Origin of the sequence: Rhodoferax ferrireducens (assembly GCF_031458075.1) — a bacterium.
GTDB lineage: Bacteria > Pseudomonadota > Gammaproteobacteria > Burkholderiales > Burkholderiaceae_C > Rhodoferax_B > Rhodoferax_B ferrireducens_A.
In genome coordinates this window covers 394,577-413,827 of record NZ_JAVDXT010000003.1, presented here as the reverse complement: position 1 = coordinate 413,827, position 19,251 = coordinate 394,577, and the positions used below count along the sequence as shown (strand labels likewise).

18 protein-coding genes are annotated in these 19,251 nt (G+C 65.2%); 3 read left to right on the top strand and 15 right to left on the bottom strand.

The window, feature by feature from the left end; translation table 11 throughout:
• Positions 1 to 104: 104 nt before the first annotated feature.
• The 4 genes from J2X19_RS17325 to J2X19_RS17310 all read right to left on the bottom strand — a co-directional run bounded on the left by J2X19_RS17325 (position 105) and on the right by J2X19_RS17310 (position 3,375).
• The gene (locus J2X19_RS17325) at positions 105 to 899 is read right to left on the bottom strand and encodes a siderophore-interacting protein (RefSeq protein ID WP_310375061.1); all 795 of its coding nucleotides are present in this window, start codon (positions 897 to 899) and stop codon (positions 105 to 107) included.
• A gap of 3 nt (positions 900 to 902) precedes the next feature.
• A complete protein-coding gene (locus J2X19_RS17320; protein WP_310375060.1) occupies positions 903 to 1,421 on the bottom strand; it encodes a PadR family transcriptional regulator in 519 nt (172 codons plus the stop codon).
• Between the two features lie 185 nt (positions 1,422 to 1,606).
• The gene (locus J2X19_RS17315; RefSeq protein ID WP_310375059.1) at positions 1,607 to 2,224 is read right to left on the bottom strand and encodes a 3'-5' exonuclease; all 618 of its coding nucleotides are present in this window, start codon (positions 2,222 to 2,224) and stop codon (positions 1,607 to 1,609) included.
• Positions 2,221 to 3,375: an ATP-binding protein gene (locus tag J2X19_RS17310; RefSeq protein ID WP_310375058.1), complete on the bottom strand. Its 1,155-nt coding sequence runs from the start codon at positions 3,373 to 3,375 to the stop codon at positions 2,221 to 2,223. The genes J2X19_RS17315 and J2X19_RS17310 overlap by 4 nt, the downstream gene beginning before the upstream one ends.
• A gap of 410 nt (positions 3,376 to 3,785) precedes the next feature.
• Between J2X19_RS17310 and J2X19_RS17305 the strand changes: the two genes are divergently transcribed.
• Both J2X19_RS17305 and J2X19_RS17300 read left to right on the top strand, forming a co-directional pair.
• Positions 3,786 to 4,994: a M20 aminoacylase family protein gene (locus tag J2X19_RS17305; RefSeq protein WP_310375057.1), complete on the top strand. Its 1,209-nt coding sequence runs from the start codon at positions 3,786 to 3,788 to the stop codon at positions 4,992 to 4,994.
• Between the two features lie 123 nt (positions 4,995 to 5,117).
• On the top strand, positions 5,118 to 6,305 hold the full coding sequence (locus J2X19_RS17300; RefSeq protein WP_310375056.1) for an aminotransferase class V-fold PLP-dependent enzyme: 1,188 nt from the start codon (positions 5,118 to 5,120) through the stop codon (positions 6,303 to 6,305).
• A 171-nt stretch (positions 6,306 to 6,476) separates the two neighbouring features.
• On the opposite strand, the gene J2X19_RS17295 is transcribed toward J2X19_RS17300, so the two are convergent.
• From J2X19_RS17295 to J2X19_RS17265, 7 genes are all read right to left on the bottom strand, one after another.
• Positions 6,477 to 7,634 (bottom strand): NAD(P)/FAD-dependent oxidoreductase, encoded by a 1,158-nt coding sequence (locus J2X19_RS17295; RefSeq protein ID WP_310375055.1) that lies wholly within the window; start codon positions 7,632 to 7,634, stop codon positions 6,477 to 6,479.
• On the bottom strand, positions 7,631 to 9,022 hold the full coding sequence (locus tag J2X19_RS17290) for an FAD/NAD(P)-dependent oxidoreductase (RefSeq protein ID WP_310375054.1): 1,392 nt from the start codon (positions 9,020 to 9,022) through the stop codon (positions 7,631 to 7,633). Before J2X19_RS17290 ends, J2X19_RS17295 begins: the two co-directional genes overlap by 4 nt.
• Positions 9,019 to 9,399, bottom strand: coding sequence for a (2Fe-2S)-binding protein (locus J2X19_RS17285; protein ID WP_310375053.1), 381 nt, complete (start codon positions 9,397 to 9,399; stop codon positions 9,019 to 9,021). Before J2X19_RS17285 ends, J2X19_RS17290 begins: the two co-directional genes overlap by 4 nt.
• Positions 9,400 to 9,416: 17 nt before the next feature.
• Positions 9,417 to 9,911 (bottom strand): Lrp/AsnC family transcriptional regulator, encoded by a 495-nt coding sequence (locus tag J2X19_RS17280; RefSeq protein ID WP_092757145.1) that lies wholly within the window; start codon positions 9,909 to 9,911, stop codon positions 9,417 to 9,419.
• A gap of 54 nt (positions 9,912 to 9,965) precedes the next feature.
• Positions 9,966 to 11,369: an aspartate aminotransferase family protein gene (locus J2X19_RS17275; protein ID WP_310375052.1), complete on the bottom strand. Its 1,404-nt coding sequence runs from the start codon at positions 11,367 to 11,369 to the stop codon at positions 9,966 to 9,968.
• Positions 11,370 to 11,651: 282 nt separating this feature from the next.
• A complete protein-coding gene (locus J2X19_RS17270) occupies positions 11,652 to 12,977 on the bottom strand; it encodes an NAD(P)/FAD-dependent oxidoreductase (RefSeq protein ID WP_310375051.1) in 1,326 nt (441 codons plus the stop codon).
• A 50-nt stretch (positions 12,978 to 13,027) separates the two neighbouring features.
• On the bottom strand, positions 13,028 to 14,212 hold the full coding sequence (locus J2X19_RS17265) for a DSD1 family PLP-dependent enzyme (protein WP_310375050.1): 1,185 nt from the start codon (positions 14,210 to 14,212) through the stop codon (positions 13,028 to 13,030).
• Between the two features lie 95 nt (positions 14,213 to 14,307).
• Here J2X19_RS17265 and J2X19_RS17260 point away from each other — a divergent pair, with 95 nt between their 5' ends.
• Positions 14,308 to 15,219, top strand: coding sequence for a LysR family transcriptional regulator (locus tag J2X19_RS17260; protein WP_310375049.1), 912 nt, complete (start codon positions 14,308 to 14,310; stop codon positions 15,217 to 15,219).
• On the opposite strand, the gene J2X19_RS17255 is transcribed toward J2X19_RS17260, so the two are convergent.
• From J2X19_RS17255 to J2X19_RS17240, 4 genes are all read right to left on the bottom strand, one after another.
• Positions 15,213 to 16,652, bottom strand: a complete 1,440-nt coding sequence (locus J2X19_RS17255; protein ID WP_310375048.1) for an aldehyde dehydrogenase family protein — start codon at positions 16,650 to 16,652, stop codon at positions 15,213 to 15,215. The genes J2X19_RS17260 and J2X19_RS17255 overlap by 7 nt on opposite strands.
• 53 nt (positions 16,653 to 16,705) lie before the next feature.
• On the bottom strand, positions 16,706 to 17,059 hold the full coding sequence (locus tag J2X19_RS17250; protein ID WP_116607683.1) for a cupin domain-containing protein: 354 nt from the start codon (positions 17,057 to 17,059) through the stop codon (positions 16,706 to 16,708).
• A gap of 163 nt (positions 17,060 to 17,222) precedes the next feature.
• Positions 17,223 to 18,161 (bottom strand): 2-hydroxyacid dehydrogenase, encoded by a 939-nt coding sequence (locus J2X19_RS17245; protein ID WP_310375047.1) that lies wholly within the window; start codon positions 18,159 to 18,161, stop codon positions 17,223 to 17,225.
• Between the two features lie 7 nt (positions 18,162 to 18,168).
• Complete coding sequence (locus tag J2X19_RS17240) at positions 18,169 to 19,047, bottom strand: GNAT family N-acetyltransferase (RefSeq protein WP_310375046.1); 879 nt, start codon at positions 19,045 to 19,047, stop codon at positions 18,169 to 18,171.
• Positions 19,048 to 19,251 lie beyond the last annotated feature (204 nt).

The following is a 19,251-nucleotide window of genomic DNA, read 5'->3' as shown; positions in this document are numbered from 1 at the left end:
GGCGAAAGTCTGCATCGGATCGTAAGCGAAAGTAAAGTTGCCGCGCTCTCCCCCCATTTTTGGCCGCTTATGCTGCCCCGCATTCGGCCCCACCGAGGCCGGTTTCAGCCCTCTATCGATTCGTGGCTGTCGGCGCTGCCCAGGCGCCAGTAACCAGCTGCCTTGATCCACTGCGTGGGTTGGCCGCGCTCTACCAGCAGGCTGCGCGCGGCCTTGGCGGCGGTCGATTCGCAGGCCACCCAGGCAAAGATGTCACCCGCCGGCAGTTCCAGCGTCCGCAGCGCTTCCAGCAGCTGGCTGCCGTGCGTACGGCCTTGGCGGTGGGCCCAGACCACGGTCAGGTCGGCGGCGGTCTTGAATTGCAACTCGTCGTCCGGACCGTCGACCTCGGCCAGCACCACCACCGGCGCGCCCGCGGGCAGTTCCAGCAGGCGCCGGCTGATGGCCGGCAGTGCGGTGTCGTCGCCGACCAGCAGGTGGCCGTCAAAGTTGACCGGGATCAGCAGCGAGCCGCGCGGTCCACCCACGCCGATGCGCTGGCCTACCTGGGCCTGCAGCGCCCAGGCGGTGGCCGGGCCGGCGTCGTGCAGCGCGAAGTCGATGTCCAGGGTCAGCGCCTGGGCGTTGTAGTTCAGCGGCGTGTAGTCGCGCATCGTGGGGCGCGGGCCGTCTTCGCTGGGGCGCACCAGTTCACCGGTGGCCAGGTCGGGGAAAATCAGTTTCACGTGGTCGCCGAAGCCGGGGCTGTGGAAGCCCTCCAGGTCGGCCCCGCCCAGTGTGATGCGCAGCATATGGGCGCTGGTCTTCTGGATGCGCACGACATCGAGCACGCGAAAACGCAGCTCGTGGCGTACGCGCTGCATGGCGCGGTCGGGGGTGGTGGCAGAGGTCGTCGTCATAGCTCAGATCCGTTCAATACTTTGGGTGGTTTGGTCCAGCAATTGGGCAAATGCATGGGCTTGTTCATCGCTCAGGGGGGAGGCCAGCCGCATGCGCACGGCCATTTTGAAATTCTCGATTGCGCGGACCACCTGCGGTGGGCGGCCCGGGGCGCTGCCGCCAGCGTCCTGCATGCGCGCCAGCATGGCGTCGGCAGCGGCGCGGTTGTCGGCCAGAAAGGCCTGGCCGGCGTCGGTGATGGTGTAGAGCTTGCGGCCGCCGCCGCTCTCATCCATGGTGGTGTAGCCCAGCTCTTCCAGCAGGGTCAGCGTGGGGTAGATCACGCCCGGGCTGGGGCTGTAGCTGCCGCCCAGGCGGTCGCCGATTTCTTTGATCAGCTCGTAGCCGTGGCGCGGCTTGTCGGCAATCAGCTGCAGCAGCACCAGGCGCAGGCCGCCATGGCCAAACACCCGTCCGCCGCCGCCGCCGTGGCGACCCCCGCCGCGGCCGCCGCGGTCCAGTCCTTCTTCAAAATGTCGCATAGTGTTCTCGATATCATTTAGATGCCATTACGATATATCTAAATTAAATCGAAAGTAAGTCTAAAACAGAATAACCCTGCAGCCTCCCAGGGACATTGCAGGGTTATCGAGTTAGAAAATACTATGCTTTTCGTAGCTGCTTGCGCCGATGGAATATGCGCTAGATGCCTATTTGGCTTGAAAATTCAGGCTGCAAGGGAGCGGTGTTGGGCCAGCAGCTTGTCAACCGCGGCCTTGCTGCAGCGCTGTAAATCCATCAGCAGCGCGCTGTGCGGTGTCGCCACGCCCCAGCGCTGGCGCAGGTCGTGCTGGATCTGGCCCAGCAGGTGGGCGGCCATTTCGGCATCCGCCAGCGCCCGGTGCGCCTGGCCCGTACGTGGCAGGCGGTGGTAATCGACCAGCGAGCCCAGCTTGTGGTTGGGCGCCTGCGGGTACAGGCGGCGTGACAACAGCAGGGTGCAGACGAAGGGCTGGGTGGCGGGTAGATCGATGCGCGCCAGCTCGGCCTGCCAGAACTTGCGGTCGAAGGCGGCGTTGTGTGCCACCAGCGGCGTGTCGCCAACAAAGCGGCTGGCTTCGGCCATGGCCTGGGCCGCGCTGGGTGCGTCGGTCAGCATGGCATTCGTGATGCCGGTCAGCTGGGTGATGAAGCTGGGGATGCGCACGCCGGCGTTCATCAGGCTCTGGTAGCGGTCCACCACCCTGCCCTGCTCCAGCAGCACGATGGCGACCTCCGTGGCGCGGTCGCCCTGGCCTGGCGAGATGCCGGTGGTTTCGAAGTCGATGACGGCTAATCGGGTCATGCGGCCGGCCCTGGCAATACCGCCCACAGCGGCACGGCTTCCACGCCGTCGGCCATGCGGTAGCGGTGCTGGCCGGGATAGACCACGTAGAGCGCATCCAGCTTCAGGTCGCGCTGGGCGATGCGCATCGACTGCGTGACTTTGGGCGCATCGGCGCGCTGGAATTCCACGCCTATGCGCTGCGCACCCTTGAGCATCAGCAGATCCAGCCGGGCACCCGCGTGGGTGGCCCAGTACCAGGCGCTGTCGGGCCGGGCGATGCGCAGCACCTGTTCCAGCGCAAAGCCTTCCCAGCTGGCACCGCACACGGGGTGCGCCAGCAGCTGCGGCAGGCTGTGCACGCCCATCAGCGCATGCAGCAGGCCGGAGTCGCGCAGGTACAGCTTGGGGGCTTTGACCTGGCGCTTGCCCAAGTCCTCGTACCAGGGCGCGAGTTGACGCACCATGAAGGTCTGCGTCAGGTGGTCCAGGTAGCGGCGCACCGTGGTTTCGCTGATGCCCAGCGAGCGCGCCAGCGGTGCCGAGTTCCAGATTTGGCCATGGGTATGGGCCAGCATCTGCCAGAAGCGCAGCATCTGCGGCGCGGGCACGTTCATGCCCAGCTGCGGCAGGTCGCTGTACAGAAAGCGCTGCATGGCGGCATCGCGCCAGGTGGCGCTCACGCTGTCGGATGCTTCCAGAAATGCATCGGGAAAACCACCGCGCAGCCAGAGCCGGTTGGCGGCATCGCTGTCGGCGCCTACCTCGTTGAGGTTGAAGCCGGTGACTTCCAGCGTGACCGCGCGGCCCAGCAGCGATTCGGTCTTGTGCATGACGCTGGGGCTGGCGCTGCCCAGCAGCAGGTACTGGCCTTTGCGGTGGATATGGCTGGGCCGGTCTATCAGCACGCGCAGCACCTCGCAGAGCTCGGGCATGTGCTGTACCTCGTCGATCACCACCAGGCCGTCCAGATCGGCCAGCGCGGCCATGGGTTCGGCCAGGCGGCGGCGCGAAGCCGCATTTTCCAGGTCGAAGTAGTTCGGCGATTCGGTCGAAACGAAGTCCCGCGCCAAGGTGGTTTTGCCCACCTGCCGGGGCCCTACCAGCTCTACCGCACGGAAGGATTTGAGCAGCTGGTGCAGGCGGTTTTGGAGGTCGGCGCGGTCAATCATGGGGATGCGATTTTAAATTCAGTTTTTTTGAAATCTGAATCTTCAGTAGCGGATATTCAAGAAAGTTGAAAAATTCTCCTTGAAGATCAAATTTCCAATGTAGGAATTTCAATGCAAAGTAAAAACCGCATTTTTGAAACTACTATAGTTTTGATAGCTGTCAGTGCAAAAAGAATAGGCGCTACAGCCCAAAAAGAGGTCGCCCATTGCCGATTTGGGGCAACGCAAGAAGCCCACCGAAGAATCTGCGTGCGTTGCGCCGAAAACGCAATTTGCTGTCGGGTACGGGCCGTGAATCGGCCATATCGGCGGTGGGATCTTCGTAAGCTTGGACGTGATCTATTCCTTCCATTCCCAGGAGTTCCCATGCGTCTCAAGGCTTTCAATGCCCCTACCTCCGCGCGGTGCCTATGGTGCTGAACGACATCGCGGCACCGGTGGCCGACCTGCTGGCCGAACTGGTGGCATTGCGGCACGACCTGCATGCCCATCCCGAGCTGGCTTTTGCCGAACGCCGCACCGCCGGCATCGTGGCACACAGCCTGCGCCTGCTGGGCCTGGAGGTGCATGAAGGCCTGGGCGGCACCGGCGTGGTTGGCACGCTGCGCTGCGGTGAGGGCGGGCGCAGCGTGGGCCTGCGCGCCGATATGGATGCGCTGCCGATGGCCGAGCTGGGCCGCACCGCCTACGCCAGCCGCACGCCGGGCGTGCACCACGGCTGCGGCCACGACGGCCACACCAGCATGCTGATCGGCGCGGCGCGGCAATTGGTCCGTACCGCCCGTACGCGGGGCTTGAACGGCACTGTGCATTTCATCTTCCAGCCGGCTGAAGAAGGCAAGGGCGGCGCGCGGGCCATGGTCAACGACGGCCTGTTCGAACGTTTCCCCTGCGACAGCGTCTACGCGCTGCACAACTGGCCCGACCTGCCGCTGGGCCAGGCGCAGACCCGGCCCGGGCCCATCATGGCGGCGGCAGACCGCTTCGACATCGTGCTACGCGGCCGCGGCGGCCATGCGGCCCAGCCGCAGCACACGCCGGACGCCATCCTCGCGGCGAGCCTGCTGGTCACCCAGCTCAACACCATCGTTTCGCGCCGCATCGACCCCGGTGAATCGGCCGTGCTGTCGGTCACGCGCATCGAGGGCGGCCACAGCCACAACGTGCTGCCGGCCGAGGTGAGCATCACCGGCACGGTGCGCAGCTTCGACCCCGCCACGCAAGACCGCATCGAAGCCGCGCTGCGCGCCTGCGTAGAGGGCGTGGCCCTGGCCAATGGCGTGCAGGCCGAGCTGAACTACCTGCGCTACTACCCCGCGACCATCAACACTGCGGCCGAAGCCATGCTGGCGCTCGACGCGGCCCAGGCGATAGGCCTGCAGGCGGCCGTGGCGCCGCGTGCGGCCTTTACCTCGGAAGACTTCGCCTTCATGCTGCAGCGCAGCCCCGGCGCCTACCTGTGGCTGGGCCAGGGCCGTGCCGACCCCGGACCCGACGGCGAACGTGCGCTGCACCATCCTTGCTACGACTTCAACGACGACGCGCTGCCCCTGGGCGTGCGCTGGTTCTGCGAGGTGGCGGAGCGTGCACTTGCGGTAGCAATACCAGGGCCGAAGTGACATATATCGCCGCTGGCGCCAGCTTCTTCGCGGCGCACACCCGCAGCGCAGGTCAGGTGCCGAAACGCAGTGGAATATTTTTATTGCAATGGCCGGATGCGGCTTAATTTGGAGCAGGAATCGATGTCTACCCATGAAACAAACCCAGAAGAACGCTGGGAACGTGTCCGCGCTGCTTATCCGGTGCAGCAACCCTTGCTGAACCTGAACAATGCAGCGGTCAGCCCGCCTCCGCTGGTGGTCGAGCAGACCGTAGTGGACGCATACCGGCTGATCAGCCGCAACCCAGACGTCAATATGTGGAGCAAGTTGGATGCCGCTCTGCCCGAAGTCAAACAGCAGCTTGCTCGGCTCGCCGACTGCAGCCCCAGTGAGATTGCGCTGAACCGCAACTCAACGGAGGGACTCTGTACGGCCATCTTCGGCATCCCGCTGGCTGCAGGGGACCAGGTGCTTGTCTCTGCCTGGGACTACCCAAGCGTGCGCGCGGCATGGCTGCAGCGCGCGCAGCGGGAGGGTATCGAAGTCGTGGAAGTCGACTTCGACCTGATGGACGGCGACGATGCGATCGCCACGGCCTACCAGGCTAGGCTCACCGAGCGCACCCGGGTCATGCAGCTGACACACATGTTCCATTGGACCGGGCGTGTGCTTCCGGCCAAGCGTTTGTGCCAACTGGCGCGCATGCAGGGTATCGCCACCATCGTGGATGCCGCGCAAAGCTTTGCGCAAATGGAAATCAGCTTCCGCGACCTGGATTGCGATTATTTGGCGACCAGTCTGCACAAATGGCTGGGGGCACCGGTAGGCAATGGCATGCTGATCGTCAAGGAAGACCGCATTGATTCCAGCTGGCCACTGCTCGCCCCCTTCGACCCGCCGCCGCTGCGCATCGACAAGTTCGATCACTGGAATCTGGGTACCTACAACTCTGCGCTGCAGGCCGGCATTGCACCGGCGATCCGCTTCCACCAGGAGATAGGCACCGCGGCCATCCATGCCCGCTTGCGCGAGCTGAGCCGCCATTGGGTGCATCGCGCACGTTCGATTCCGGGATTCAGACTGCACACCCCCATCGATACCGAGCACCTGGCCGGCGTGGTGCTGTTCTCGGTCGATGGCGTGGACTCGAAGAACATTGAGCGGGAGTTGAGGGAGCGGCACCATGTGCATGTTAAGTACCGCCAGATCCGGCACCTGCAGGGACTGCGCGTTTCACCGGGCCTGTACATGCGGAAAAGCGAGCTCGACGATTTCGTCGCGGCACTGGCACAGGTGGTCGACGAAGTCCACACAGCGGCTGCCATCTAGCAAATTTCCCGGCAACGGGTTTTGAATCAAATAAGGCTCTTGCGCTTATTCAATAAGCGCAAGTAGCTATATATTTTGTAGCAATTGTGCAACAAGGCACATGGCAGTCAAGCGGGCCTCAAGCTGCCGACTCGACCGAGGTTTCACCCCGGCGGCAGCCGCGCCATTAGGTCATGCGGCCTTTTGCGCATCCTGCTGGGCTGCGAACCGCCCAATCCAATACGGCGCCAGCGGAATCGACGTATTGCCCGTGGCCATCAGTTCGGCCATGGTCTCGCCCACGCCGGGGCTGATGGCGAAGCCCTCGCCATTGAAGCCGAAGGCGTAGTGCAGGCCGGGCACCTTGGCGCTAGGCCCCATCACGGGTTGCCAGTCGCTGGTGTAGCCTTCGATGCCGCTCCACACGCGGATCAACTGCACCTGCGCAAAGGCGGGCACGAAGCGGCGCAGTTCGCGCAACTGGCGCAGCACGTTGTCCGGTTTCACATAGGCGCGGACCAGGTCGGCATGGGCTGGCCCCTTGAGCCCGCCGCCAAAGACGATGTTGCCGCGCGCGATCTGGCGGAAGTACAGGCCTTCGGTTTCTATGGGCGACGACAGGCCAATGGACGGACCGATCGCATAGGGCAGCGGCTCGGTCACGCCCATCTGCGGGCCGCGGGCCTCCATCGGCACGCGCTCGCCGAACTGTTCGGCCATGCGGTTCGACCAGGCGCCGCAGGCCACCAGCATCTGCGGTGCGCGAAAGCGCCGGCCATCGGCCGTGTGGGCGACGAAGCCATTGCCGTCGCGTTCGACCTGCACCACCTCGGCATGCTCGACGATGTGGGCGCCAGCCCGTTGTGCCGCGCGCGCAAAGGCGGGGCCGGCCAGGCGGGGATTGGCGTGGCCGTCCTGCGGTGAATACGAGCCGGCCACCACGCTGGGCGCGAAGATGCCCCAGCGCTTCTTTAACTGCTCGGCGCTGAACAGCTCCAGGTCCAGGCCCAGCGGTTTCACGTCGCGCGCGTGCTTCTCGATCACCGCGGCCTGCTTCTCGGTGTAGCAGACGCGCAGATGGCCGTAGGGCACGAATTCCACGTCTTCGCCGAGCAGCTCCTTGATCCGGCCCCAGACGGCGCGCGCGCGGTTGGCCAGCGGCATCTGGTGCAGTTCGCGGCCCTGCCGGCGCACGTTGCCGAAGTTGGTGCCACTGGCCTGCCGGCCCACGAGTTCGCGCTCGAGCAGCGTGACCGACTTGCCGTGCTGGCGCAGGAAGAACGCGGTGCTGGTGCCCATCAGGCCGCCGCCCAGCACCAGCACGTCGGTGTCGAATGTGGTTGCGCTCATTCCGCCGCCTCCAGCGTGTCCATCATCAGCGGTTTGACCGGCGCCTGCGAACGCAGCCGTCCTACCTGTTCTACCGGTATTGCGCAGGCCTGGGCCACGATCTCGGCCGCGGCGTGTCCGCAGAAACGCCCCTGGCAGCGGCCCATGCCGACGCGGCTGAAGGCTTTGGCGCGGTTGACTTCCTGGCTGCCGAGTTCGTTCACGCAGCGGCGCAGTTCGCCCACGGTGACGGCTTCGCAGCGGCAGACCACGGCGTCGTCGGGCAGGGTTGTGGCCTGCGCGTGCGGCCAGGGGAAGGCGCGGGCCAGGCCCACACGGAAACGGTCCATCTGCGCCATGGTGCGGCGCAGCGTGGCCGATTCGTTCTGATAGAGGGCTTGGCCCTGCGCATGCCCGAGGTCGGCCAGCGCGGCCAGCGCGGCCAGGCGGCCGGCGGCTTCGGCGCCGTCGGCTCCGAGTATGCGCACGCCATCGCCTGCGAGGTAAACCGCTGGCGTGCTGCTGCGGCCATCGGTATCGATGCGCGGCAGCCATTGGCGGCTCACGGGTTCGAAGGCGAATTCGCAGCGGGCCAGGTCGGCCAGCTGGGTTTCGGCACGCAGGTGCCAGCCCAGGCCGACCGCGTCGCATTCGAAACGCTGCGTGCGGCCTTGCGCGTCACGCACCTGCACCGCCTGCACACCCAGGTGTTTGTCGCCTTCGATCAGCAGCGGCGTCACGCCTTGCAACACCGGCACGCCAGCACGGCGCAGCCCGCGGATCAGGCCGAGCCCGCGCAGCGCCAGCGTGGGCCGCGCCAGCAGGCCGGCGATGGCGCCCCAGGACTTGGCTGCGGGCGCGGTATCCAGCACGGCCGCCACCTGGGCGCCGGCCTGCTGGTATTGCGAGGCCACCAGGTACAGCAGCGGGCCGCTGCCCATGAAGACCACGCGCTGGCCGATGGCGCAGGCCTGGGCTTTCAAGGCTATCTGCGACGCGCCCAGGCTATAGCAGCCGGCGCGGTGCCAGCCAGGCACCGGCATCAGCCGGTCGGTGGCACCGGCGCAGACCAGCAAGGCATCGAAGCCCAGCGTCTCGGCCTGGCCGGCATGGACCAGATGCAGGGCTTTTTCGGTCACGTTCCAGGCCAGGGTGTCGCTGCGGTAATCGATGTGGGGGCGCAGCGCGTCGAAGTCCTGGTGCAGGGCCTGGGCCTTGCCGGCTTCGGTGCCGTAGAGCTTGGCGTAGGAGCGCTTGAAGCCCTCGGGCTGGCGGCGGTAGATCTGGCCGCCGTCGCGCCGGCCTTCGTCGACCACGGTGGGCCGCAGGCCGGCCTGGACCAGGGCCTGGGCAGCGCGTACACCGGCTGGGCCGGTACCGACCACCACGATACGGGGTGCGGTGCTCACAGAGGCCCCTTTGCCGCCTGCTGCTGCAGAGATTGCTGCAGGTCGGGGGTGACTGGCCAATGCTGCAGCGGCGGCTGGGTCAGCACGGCCATGCCGGGCTCGGCCGGCGTGCTGCAGGCGCGCAGGCGCTGGCCTTGCGGCGTCCAGACCCAGCAGTCCTGGCAGGCGCCCATCAAGCAGAAGCCAGCGCGCGGGCCGTCGCCGAATTCGCTATCCCGCACCCGGCGGCCGTGGCTGAGCAGGGCCACCAGCAGCGTGTCGCCGACCAGGGCCGTGGCGGGTTCGCCGTCGATCAGCATCGACAGAGCGGGGCGGTTGGTCTCTGCAAGCCGGACAAAGCGGGCGGGCGAACGGCGGTGGGACGATGAGTCTGGCATGCGGTCAGATGCGCGCTTCAGCGCTGGTGGGGAAACAGTTTTTCGACGGGGCAGTGCGCCTTGATGAATGGCGACTTGATGACGATGTAGCTGAAGTACTTGGCAATGCCGATATTGCGTTCCAGCAGTTCCTCCACCACTTCCTGGTAGTGGTTCACGCCGCGCGTCAGAAAGCGCAGCAGGTAGTCGTAGCCGCCGCTGACCAGATGGCATTCGAGCACCTCATCGACCTCGCGGATCGCGGCTTCGAAGCGGGTGAAATCTTCGCGGCGGTGGTCGGACAGCGTGACCTCGGTGAACACGGTCAGTGTGTCGCCGAGTTTCTCCAACCGCAGGTGGGCGCCGTAGCCGGCGATGTAGCCGGACTGCTCCAGCCGTTTCACGCGGATCAGGCAGGGGCTGGGCGACAGGCCGACTGCATCGGCCAGGTCCACATTGGTCATGCGGCCATTTTTTTGCAGCTGGGCCAGGATGCGCAGGTCCAGCCGGTCTATCTTGAAGGCTTCGTTCATGGCGAGGTCCTGGGGGTGGAAAGCTCCGATTCTGCTACGGGCACGGCAGCGTGCTCAGCCTGCCAGCGCCGCCCGCACGTCGGGTGCGGCCAGCACATCGTCGAGGGTCTTCTTCAGCCGCGTGAACATCTGCGCGTATTCGTCTTCGCTGAAGATCAGCGCGGGCGCAAAGCCCAGGATGTGGTCGCCGAAGGAGCGGAAGATCAGGCCGTTCTGGTAGCCGGCATTGAAGATGCGGTCGGGCAGGCCCAGCGCCGGGTCGAAGCCGGCTTTGGTGGTTTTATTGCTGACCAGCTCCAGCGCGCCCAGCAGGCCGCGGTGGCGCGCATCGCCTACCAAGGGGTGGCTGCGCAGTGCATCCAAGCCGGTCGCGAAGTGGGCTGCACCGCGTTGGCCATTGGCCAGCACACCGCCTTCTTCGTAGAGCCGCAGCACTTCCAATGCCACTGCGGCACCGACGGGATGGGCCGAGTAGGTGGCGCCATGGCCGATGGCGGCGCCAGCGGGCGCGCCGTCGGCGATGCCGGCGTAGATCTTCTCGCTCACCATGGTCGCGCCCATGGGCACGTAGCCGGAAGTCAGGCCCTTGGCCATGGTCATCAGATCGGGCTCTACGCCTTCGGCTTCGCAAGCGAACATCGGGCCGGTACGGCCGAAGCCGGTGATGACTTCGTCCACGACGAACAGGATGTCGAGCTCGCGCGCTGCGTCGCGCATGGCCTTGAGCCAGCCCTTGGGCGGCACGATCACGCCGCCCGAGCCCTGGATCGGTTCGCAGAAGAATGCGGCCACCGTGTCGGCTCCGAGTTGGGCCACCTTGGCGCGCAAGGATGCCACCGACGCTGCGATCAGCGCCTGGGGGTCGGCGCCTGCGGCATGGCGGTAGGGGTTGGGCGAGGGAATGTAGTGCTGGGTCGGCAGCGGCAGGTCGAAGCCGCGGTGGAACACGGGCAAGGCGGTCAGACCGGCGCCGGTGGAAGACGAGCCGTGGTAGCCGCGCTCCAGCGCAATGAAGTGTTTTTTTGCCGGTTTGCCGATCGCGTTGTAGTACTGGACGATGAAGCGCACGGCCGCATCCACGGCCTCGGAGCCGCCGAGCGTCAGGTACACACGGGTCAGCGAGGCCGGCGTGATCTGCACCAGTTTTTCGGCCAGGCGGATCGCCGGCTCGCTGCTGAAATGGAAGTAGCCGGTGGCGTAAGGCAGCTGGCGCATCTGCTCGGCCGCGGCCTGCACCACGCTCTCCTGGCCATAGCCCACGTTCACGCACCACAGGCCCGCAAAACTGTCGAGCAAGCGGTGGCCCTGGCTGTCGGTGAGCCAGGCGCCGCTGCCAGATTGCAGCACGGTCGGGCCGCGCTGTTCGTGCTGGCGCCACGGTGATACGGGGTGGATCAGATGGGCGCGGTCCATGGCACTCAGGGAGGCCAGGTCTGGCAGGTCGGACAGTAGATTCATGGCGGTGTTCGTTGGGGCGCAACGATGGTGCGTTTCAATGCCTTTAGCTTAGGTGGGGAGCGAAATCGTGTGGTGCTGGATTGGGGCGTTGGCATGACGCAGCCTGCGGTTGTTTACGTTTTGGCAGCAGATCCTGCGGCGTCACGTTAGCGCCTCAGCACCCGCGTTTCCGGCGACAGGTCCACCGCAAGAGGAAGATGATCGGCGCGTAGCGGGATCAAGCGGGGCGCCAGCTTGTCCACACCCGATGACAAGTCGCGGATAGGCTCAGATGGCATATTTTTAGAACTCCGCCACCTTGCCCCAGGCCGACGACTGGAAGCGGTCTGGGTGGTAGGGGCGTGCATCCACAAGAGGTGTAGCGCCGCTGACGATGTCGGCGATCAGATGACCGGCGCCGGGACCAATGCCGAAGCCGTGTCCGCTGAAGCCGGCCGCCAGAACCAGGCCGGGAACGCTGGCTATCTCGCCGATGCCAGGGACTCCATCCGGCGTGCTGTCTACATAACCGGCCCATGCGGCCGTGACTTCGCGGTCCTTCAGCGCCGGAACCAGGTCCAACGCGCGTTGGTAGGTCAAGCGCACGACCGCCTTGTCCACCGCTGGATCGAGGGTGCGCATGCGCTCCATCGGTGTCGGCTGGTCCAGCCGCCAGCGAGACATTCCTTCATGGCCCGACCGCATGCCTTCCAGTCCGCCCGGTGTCAGGTTGCGCCAGCGGCGCTGGAACATGGGCAGAAACTGGGCGGAGAAGCGCAGCAATTGCGGTGTGGGATCCACCCGCCCGCGACCGCTGATGGCCACGGTGTAGCCGCCATTGCTGCGCCGGGTCATGGACACGGCGGTGGTGTGGAGCGCGGGCGGCAGTTCGCTGGCCCCTGGCGAGACCGCCAGCACCGTCTGCCGGATGGCTGCCTGCGGGAACCGGATGCCGTACTGGCGGCAGAAAGAGGACGCCCAGGCGCCGCCCGCCAGCACGGCGATCTTGGTGCGTACCGTGCCCTTCTCCGTGACAACGCCAGACAGCCGGCCACCTTCCATCTCGATACCGCGCGCTGCGCAGTTCTGGTGCACGCTGCCGCCGAGCTGCATGATGGCCCGGGCCACCGCCGGGGCTGCCCGCGATGGGTCCGCCGTACCGTCGGTGGGCGAGAAGACGCCGCCTTTCCAGGGCTTGCCGGTCACGCGTCCGCGCTGGGCGGCCTCTTCGGCCGTCAGCATGTGTGTTTTCACGCCAACGGTGCGGGCGAACTCGCCCCAGCGCGCCCAGCCGGCCAGCTCCGCCTCGCTGTTGCTGAGGTAGAGCAGGCCACAACGTTTGAAGCCCGTGTCTTCGCCGGATTCGGCGCTGAACTGTTCCCACAGGTCCAGGCTTTTGGTGGCCATAGGTAGCTCGCGGGCATCGCGGTTCTGCTGGCGGCACCAGCCCCAGTTGCGGCTCGACTGTTCCGCACCGATGCGCCCCTTCTCGACCAGCGCGACCTTCAGTCCGCGTTGGCTCAGGTAATAGGCGGTAAAGCACCCGATGATGCCGCCACCGATGACGACCACATCGGCGTGGGTGGGCAGGTCTGGCGTGGTTTCTACAGCGGTGAGAGGTGCTGGCATGGTTAGGACGTTGGGTCAGAGTGGATGAAGATCAAAAAAGGAATTCGCGATCACCAGCCGCCGAATCTTGGCCATTCGGCTTCGAGCGTGCTGCTGTCACCGCGCACGACGTGGTAGCGGCCGTGCTGGGCTCCGGTGGCACAGGCATGGTTGGGCAGAATTCGCACGCGGTCGCCGATGGCCAGATCGGGCAGCGTGCTGCTGGAGCCAGGTCGGACGGTGATGATGCCGTGCTCCTGGTTGGCATCGGAGACGATCAGGTCGGGATAAGGCTTGCCGGCGATGTCGCAAACCACGCCATAGCCCTGGTTCACCGCTTGTTTGGAGGTGCCGCGGTCCTGCGACAGCGCCATCCAGCCGGCATCGACCAGTATCCAGCCCTTGTCGCGCTGGTGGCCGATTACTGTCGCCATGACAGACAGCGCGATGTCGTCGATGCGGCAGATGCCGATGCCCGCCATCACGAGGTCGAAGAACACGAATACGCCTGCCCGCACCTCGGTGATACCGGTCAGGTTCGAAGCGCTGTGCGCGGTCGGGGTGGAACCCATGCTCACGACTGGGCAGGGCCAGCCCGCATTGCGCAAGATGGTGGCAGCCACAACGACACTGCGCCGTTCGTCCTCCGCACATTGCTGCAAAGCCTCAGCGCCGCGTGCGGCATAACTACCGCCGGCATGGGTCAATACGCCGCGCAGCGATGCGCCTTGTTCCAGCGCCTTGCCGATGGCCAGCAAAGCGGAGGCATCGGTCGGCAGCACGCCGGAGCGGTGGCCGTCGCAATCGATCTCGATCAGTGCGGGAATGGGGGCGCCGGCCTCGCGGGAGGCGGCTGCAACCGCTTCGGCCTGCGCCACCGTGTCGAGTACCACGGCGAGGTCGATTCCCTGGGCACGCAGCGCCAGCACCTGGGCCAGCTTGGCCGGCGCAATGCCGACCGCATAGACGATGTCGCGAACACCGGCGGCTGCGAACAGTGTTGCCTCCTTGAGTGTCGACACGGTGGCCGGGCCGTGCGGCGAGTCCATGACCCGGCGCGCCACCTCGACCGACTTGGCGGTCTTGAGGTGCGGGCGCAGCTGCACGCCAAGATCCGCCATACGCCCGCGCAAACGTGCCACGTTGCGCTCCATGCGTGCGGCGTCGAGCACCAGGCAAGGGGTTTCCAGTGTGTGCAAGCTGCTTTCGGTGGTCGCTTGCGGCGCCAGGTCTACGGCGGTCATTGCTTCGTTCATGCGGGTTCTCCAGGTCGGTTGATGGAGGAATTTTCCGTGTCGACCTATAAGTTTGCAATTTACGTTTTCTGCATTAAACATTAAGCTATGCCTTAATGATTACCTCTGAAGATCTCGCCTTTTTTGCCGTGCTGGCAGATTCCCGTTCGCTGGCCGAAGCCGCGCGCAAGCTCAACGTCACGCCGCCCGCGGTGTCGCAGCGCTTGCAAGCTTTGGAAGCCCGTGCCGGGGTGCAGCTGCTGGATCGCACAGGCCGGCGTTCTAGCCTGACCGACGAAGGCGCGCTGGTCGCTGCACACGGCCGTATGGTCGCCGACACCATCGACGCGCTCGCTGAAGCACTTGGCGACCGTACGAGCAAGGTGAGCGGGCACCTGCGTGTCGCCGCACCGCATGGCTTTGGCAGGCTGCACGTGGCGCCGGTCGCGGAGACCTTCGCACGTACGCATGCGGGCGTGAGCATTTCGCTGGAGCTTTCTGACCACCCCGGCGCGCAGCTTATTGAAAGCTGCGATGTGGTGATCCACATCGGGCCGGCAGGCCCGCCGAACCAGATCATGACTACGCTGGCGCCGAACCGGCGCATCTTGTGCGCCAGCCCTGCGTATCTGGAGCACGCCGAGCCGATTGCCGAGCCTGGCGACCTGGCCAGACACCGCTGCCTGGTGGTGCGGGAGAACAATGAGGATGTCACGCTCTGGCGCTTCAGTGCCGCCAGGCGCGACCCCGTGACGGTTCGCATTAACCCTGTGATGTCCAGCAACGATGGCGCCGTGGTACGGGACTGGGCCTTGGCCGGCATGGGTATTGCCATCCGCTCGGAATGGAATGTCGCGGATGACATCGCGCAAGGCCGCTTGCGTGCGGTGCTGCCGGGATGGGAACTGCCTGGTGCCGACGTGGTGGCCATGTTGGGCTCGCGGCGTGGTCGCAGCGCGCGGACAACCGCCTTTCTCGCGATGCTGCGTCAAGCACTCAATCCGGTTCCTTGGCGGCACCATCAGTAGCCAATGATGGCTTTGGTCTCTAGGTATTCCTCCAGGCCGTGGACGCCATATTCGCGTCCATTGCCAGAGCGCTTGTAGCCGCCAAACGGTGCGTGTCCGTTCCAGGTGGGGTAGTTGATATGCACCTGTCCGGCGCGGATGCGGCCCGCCACGTGGCGGGCGCGATCCAAGTCGCTCGATTGCAGGTGGGCACCCAGGCCGTAAACCGTGTTGTTGGCTATGGCGATAGCTTCTGCCTCATCCTTATACGGCATGATCACCAGCACCGGGCCGAAAATTTCCTCCTGTGCTACCCGCATTCCGGGTGTCACATTGGAAAACACGGTTGGCTGTACGAAGAAGCCGTGCGCCAGTCCGGCCGGTCGGCCCTGCCCACCGCAGACTAGCTTGGCGCCTTCGTCCATGCCGGCCGCAATCATGTCCTGCACCCGGGCAAACTGCGCGGCATTGGCGATCGGGCCCATGGCCGTCTTTTCATCGCGCGGATCGCCTACCGCGATGTTGGCCGCGGCCGCTTGCGCCAAAGCTTCCACTTCGGCCAGGCGTGACGTCGGCACCAGCATCCGTGTCGGTGCGCTGCACGACTGGCCTACGTTGCGCATGCCTGCGAGCACACCCTTGGCAACGCCGTTCTCAAAGTCGGCATCGTCAAGAAACACATTGGGCGACTTGCCGCCCAGTTCCTGCACTACACGTTTGACTGTCACGGCGGCCGCCTGTGCCACCAGCACACCCGCGCGCGTCGATCCGGTGATGGAAATCATATCGACGTCCGGGTGCGACGCCAGCGCCGCACCGACGACTTCGCCGGTGCCTCCCACCAAGTTGAACACACCGGCCGGTACGCCGGCGTCGTGCATCACCTGCGCGAAGAGTTGTGCGCTGTAAGGCGAGAGCTCGCTGGGCTTGAGTACTACGGTACAGCCGGCTGCGATGGCGGGCGCCACCTTGGCGGTGATCTGGTACAGCGGCCAGTTCCAGGGCGTGATCAGTGCGCAGACGCCGATCGGCTCTTTGGCCAAGGCCGTGCCACTCTCGCTGGTGAGAAAGGCGTAGCGCTGCAACACCTCCATCTGTACGCGCACATGGGCGATGGCATAGGGCACATGGGATGCCCGGGCGAAGCTGATCGCAGCGCCCATCTCGGTCACGATGGCCTGTGCGAACAGTTCCGCGCGTTCTTCCAGTAGTGCCAGGATGCGGCCCAGCAGAGCCAGTCGCTCCTCTACTGTGCTGCGCGAAAAAGTCTCGAATGCGCGCCGGGCTGCAGCCACGGCCATATCGACATCGGCCGATGAACCGGCGGCGACATGCCCCACCACCTGCTCGGTGTATGGATTGACTACGGCGATCTGCGCAGCGCTGGATCGGTCGAGCCATTGGCCGTCGATATAGAGCCGCGCGTCGTTGAGGGTGAGGTTGGGGGCTGCCATGGTCTGGTTTTCTGTGCTTATAGGGTGGTCCGTGCTGTCCGGGGGCCGTTGCTTCAGGCCATGACCCATACCTTGCGCACGGTTTCAATCGTGCGCCAGGTGCCGATGTAGCCGGGCTTCATGATGAAGCAGTCGCCAGCCTTGTAGGTCACCGGTGCTTGCCCGGCCTCGGTGATTTCCACCACGCCAGAAAGGATCAGGCAGAACTCCCAGGTTTCGCCCTTGATGGAGTGGTTGACGCCGACCGTCGACTCGAACACGCCGGCACGCACCTGGCCATCCTTGGCGCTATCGACATCCCAGTTGCGGCAGACGATATCGCCCTCGATAACGCGGTCCGCTGGCGGCCGGTATTCGCGTGGTTCGCCGAGCTGGTCGAGGTTGAAGGAGACGAGAAGTTTTGACATGGAAGAGGCCTTATCCAAAGTTGCTTGCTTGATGCCTCTATGCTAGGGCGCAGGTTGCAATATGGGTGCCGAAGCTGGTGCCGCCAACAGTGGGAAATTGCCGATTCGCGGCCCCTCGCAGCGCAATCTGCCGGCACGGTTTGCCGGCAGATTGCGCAGTCTTTCAGTAGCCTCGCATGCGGTCCACCAAGCCCACCATGGGCTCACCTCTATCAAAGCGGTGCAGGTTGTCGAGCACCACGCGCGCCGCGCTCAGCGGATGCGTCATGCTGGCGATGTGCGGCGTCAGCGCGATATGCGCATGCGACCAAAACGGGTGTGCGGCCGGCAGCGGTTCGGGGTCGGTCACGTCAAGGATGGCGTCGCCGATCTGACCCGCATCGAGGGCTGCCAGCAAGTCGACGTCAACCAATTGCGGTCCACGCCCGACATGCACGAGGCCGGCCCCCCTGGGCAACTGTTCGAACAGTTGTGCATTGAGAAATCCGCGTGTTGCCTCGGTCAATGGCAGCAAACAAATGAGGATGTCGGTGCTTGCCAGGAAGTCGGCCAGGCCTTCGCTTCCCGAGTGGCATCGCACACCTTCGATGTGGTGCTGCGAACGGCTCCAGCCTGCGCAGTCAAACCCCATGGCCTTCAACTGCCCCAGCACGGCCTGTCCGAGTGAGCCTAAGCCAAGCACTCCAACGCGACGGTCGGCCGCCAGTTTGGCCTGCCGCGGTTGCCATTCGGCGCGCTGCTGCTGGCGACGGTACTGCGGCATGTCTCGGTGCAGGTCCAGCACGGCGTGGGTTACATACTCCACCATGCCACTGACGATGCCAGGCTCGACCATGCGGACCACGGGCAGGTCGGCCGGCAGCGCATGGAAGTCAAATTGGTCCACACCCGCGCCCGAGGAGAACAGCACCTGCAGCTTGGGAAAGCGGCTCGCGATGTCGTCCGGTGGTACCCAGGCCGCGAGGAAGCGCACATGCTCTGGATCGCCGACGTCAGGCCAAATGCGGAAATCGATGTGGGGCGCCTGTTCGCGGAACACCTCTGCCCACTGGCGGCCGCGCACCGGGTCCGATTTGTAGACAAAACTGAACTCGTACATCATGCCTCCCTCAACCAATGGCCTGTGAGGTGATGGCAAAAAGTGCGGGGCCGTTGTTGGAATAGGCCAGTGGTTTACCGCGCACCATGGTGGTCGGTGCATCGACTTCAGCAAGGCCGATAGCGGCCAGCCAATCGCCCAGGCCCGCGGCAGCATCAACGTCGATACGCGTGAAGTGGCCGGCGTTCTGTCCAGCCAGGTGGGCGATCAGTGCCTTGGCGCCTTCTACGTCAGGTGCGACTACCGGCCCGATGATGTGGCCGCGGCCGAAGCGGCGCAGCATGGCGAAGCCGCGCGGCGTTTGTTCATGGTCAAGCACTACGCAGGCTTCCGCACTGGCCAGTAGGCCTTCAATGAGCGCAGGGCGCGGCATTCCGCGCGCTGCCGCGTCCAGCGACTGCAGCGCGGCCAGCTCGTTCAGGCCCGCGGGCCGCATCCGCCAGCCGGGCGGCTGCGCGATCAGGGGGGTGGGGGTGGCAAGCCCTTGGTGCTGTCGCACGCCGCCGGTCACTTTGAAGCCTAGCTTCTCATACAGCGGGCGGCCCGCCTCGGTGGCTTGCAGCAGCACGGTGTGGTCTTCCAGGCCGTTGAGCAAGGCATCCATGAGTTGGCGGCCAATGCCGCGGCCCTGGCATGCGGGGCTCACAATGATCAAGCCCAAGGACGCATGCTGTTTGCCCCAGCGCCAGCGCAGTCCGGTACCCACGATCTGGCCCGCTTGCTCAGCCACCGTGCCTTCGGCATGTGCAAAGACTTGCGCCCAGTCGGTCGGTCGGTGTGGCCAGCGAAGTTCGGCTGACAAGGCGTAGGCTTGTTCGATGTCGTCGGCGGTCATTGCCCTGAAGACCACAGGGGCCAGCGAAAGCTCGGAAGGGGAGGAAGAAGGCATGCGGGAAATCTCTCTTGCGAACATGTGAATGCAGTAGATATTGGCCCACATTGATCCACTGCGCCAGCCCCAAAATGCTTGTCGCAATAACTCGCAAGCATCTCCCGTCAAAGTCCCCGGCTTTGCAATTCAGTGCCGCTACAGCTTCGGAAACGCACACAAATGCTGCGGCTTGTTGCCTAGTATCCGGTCTTGCAGGGCCGG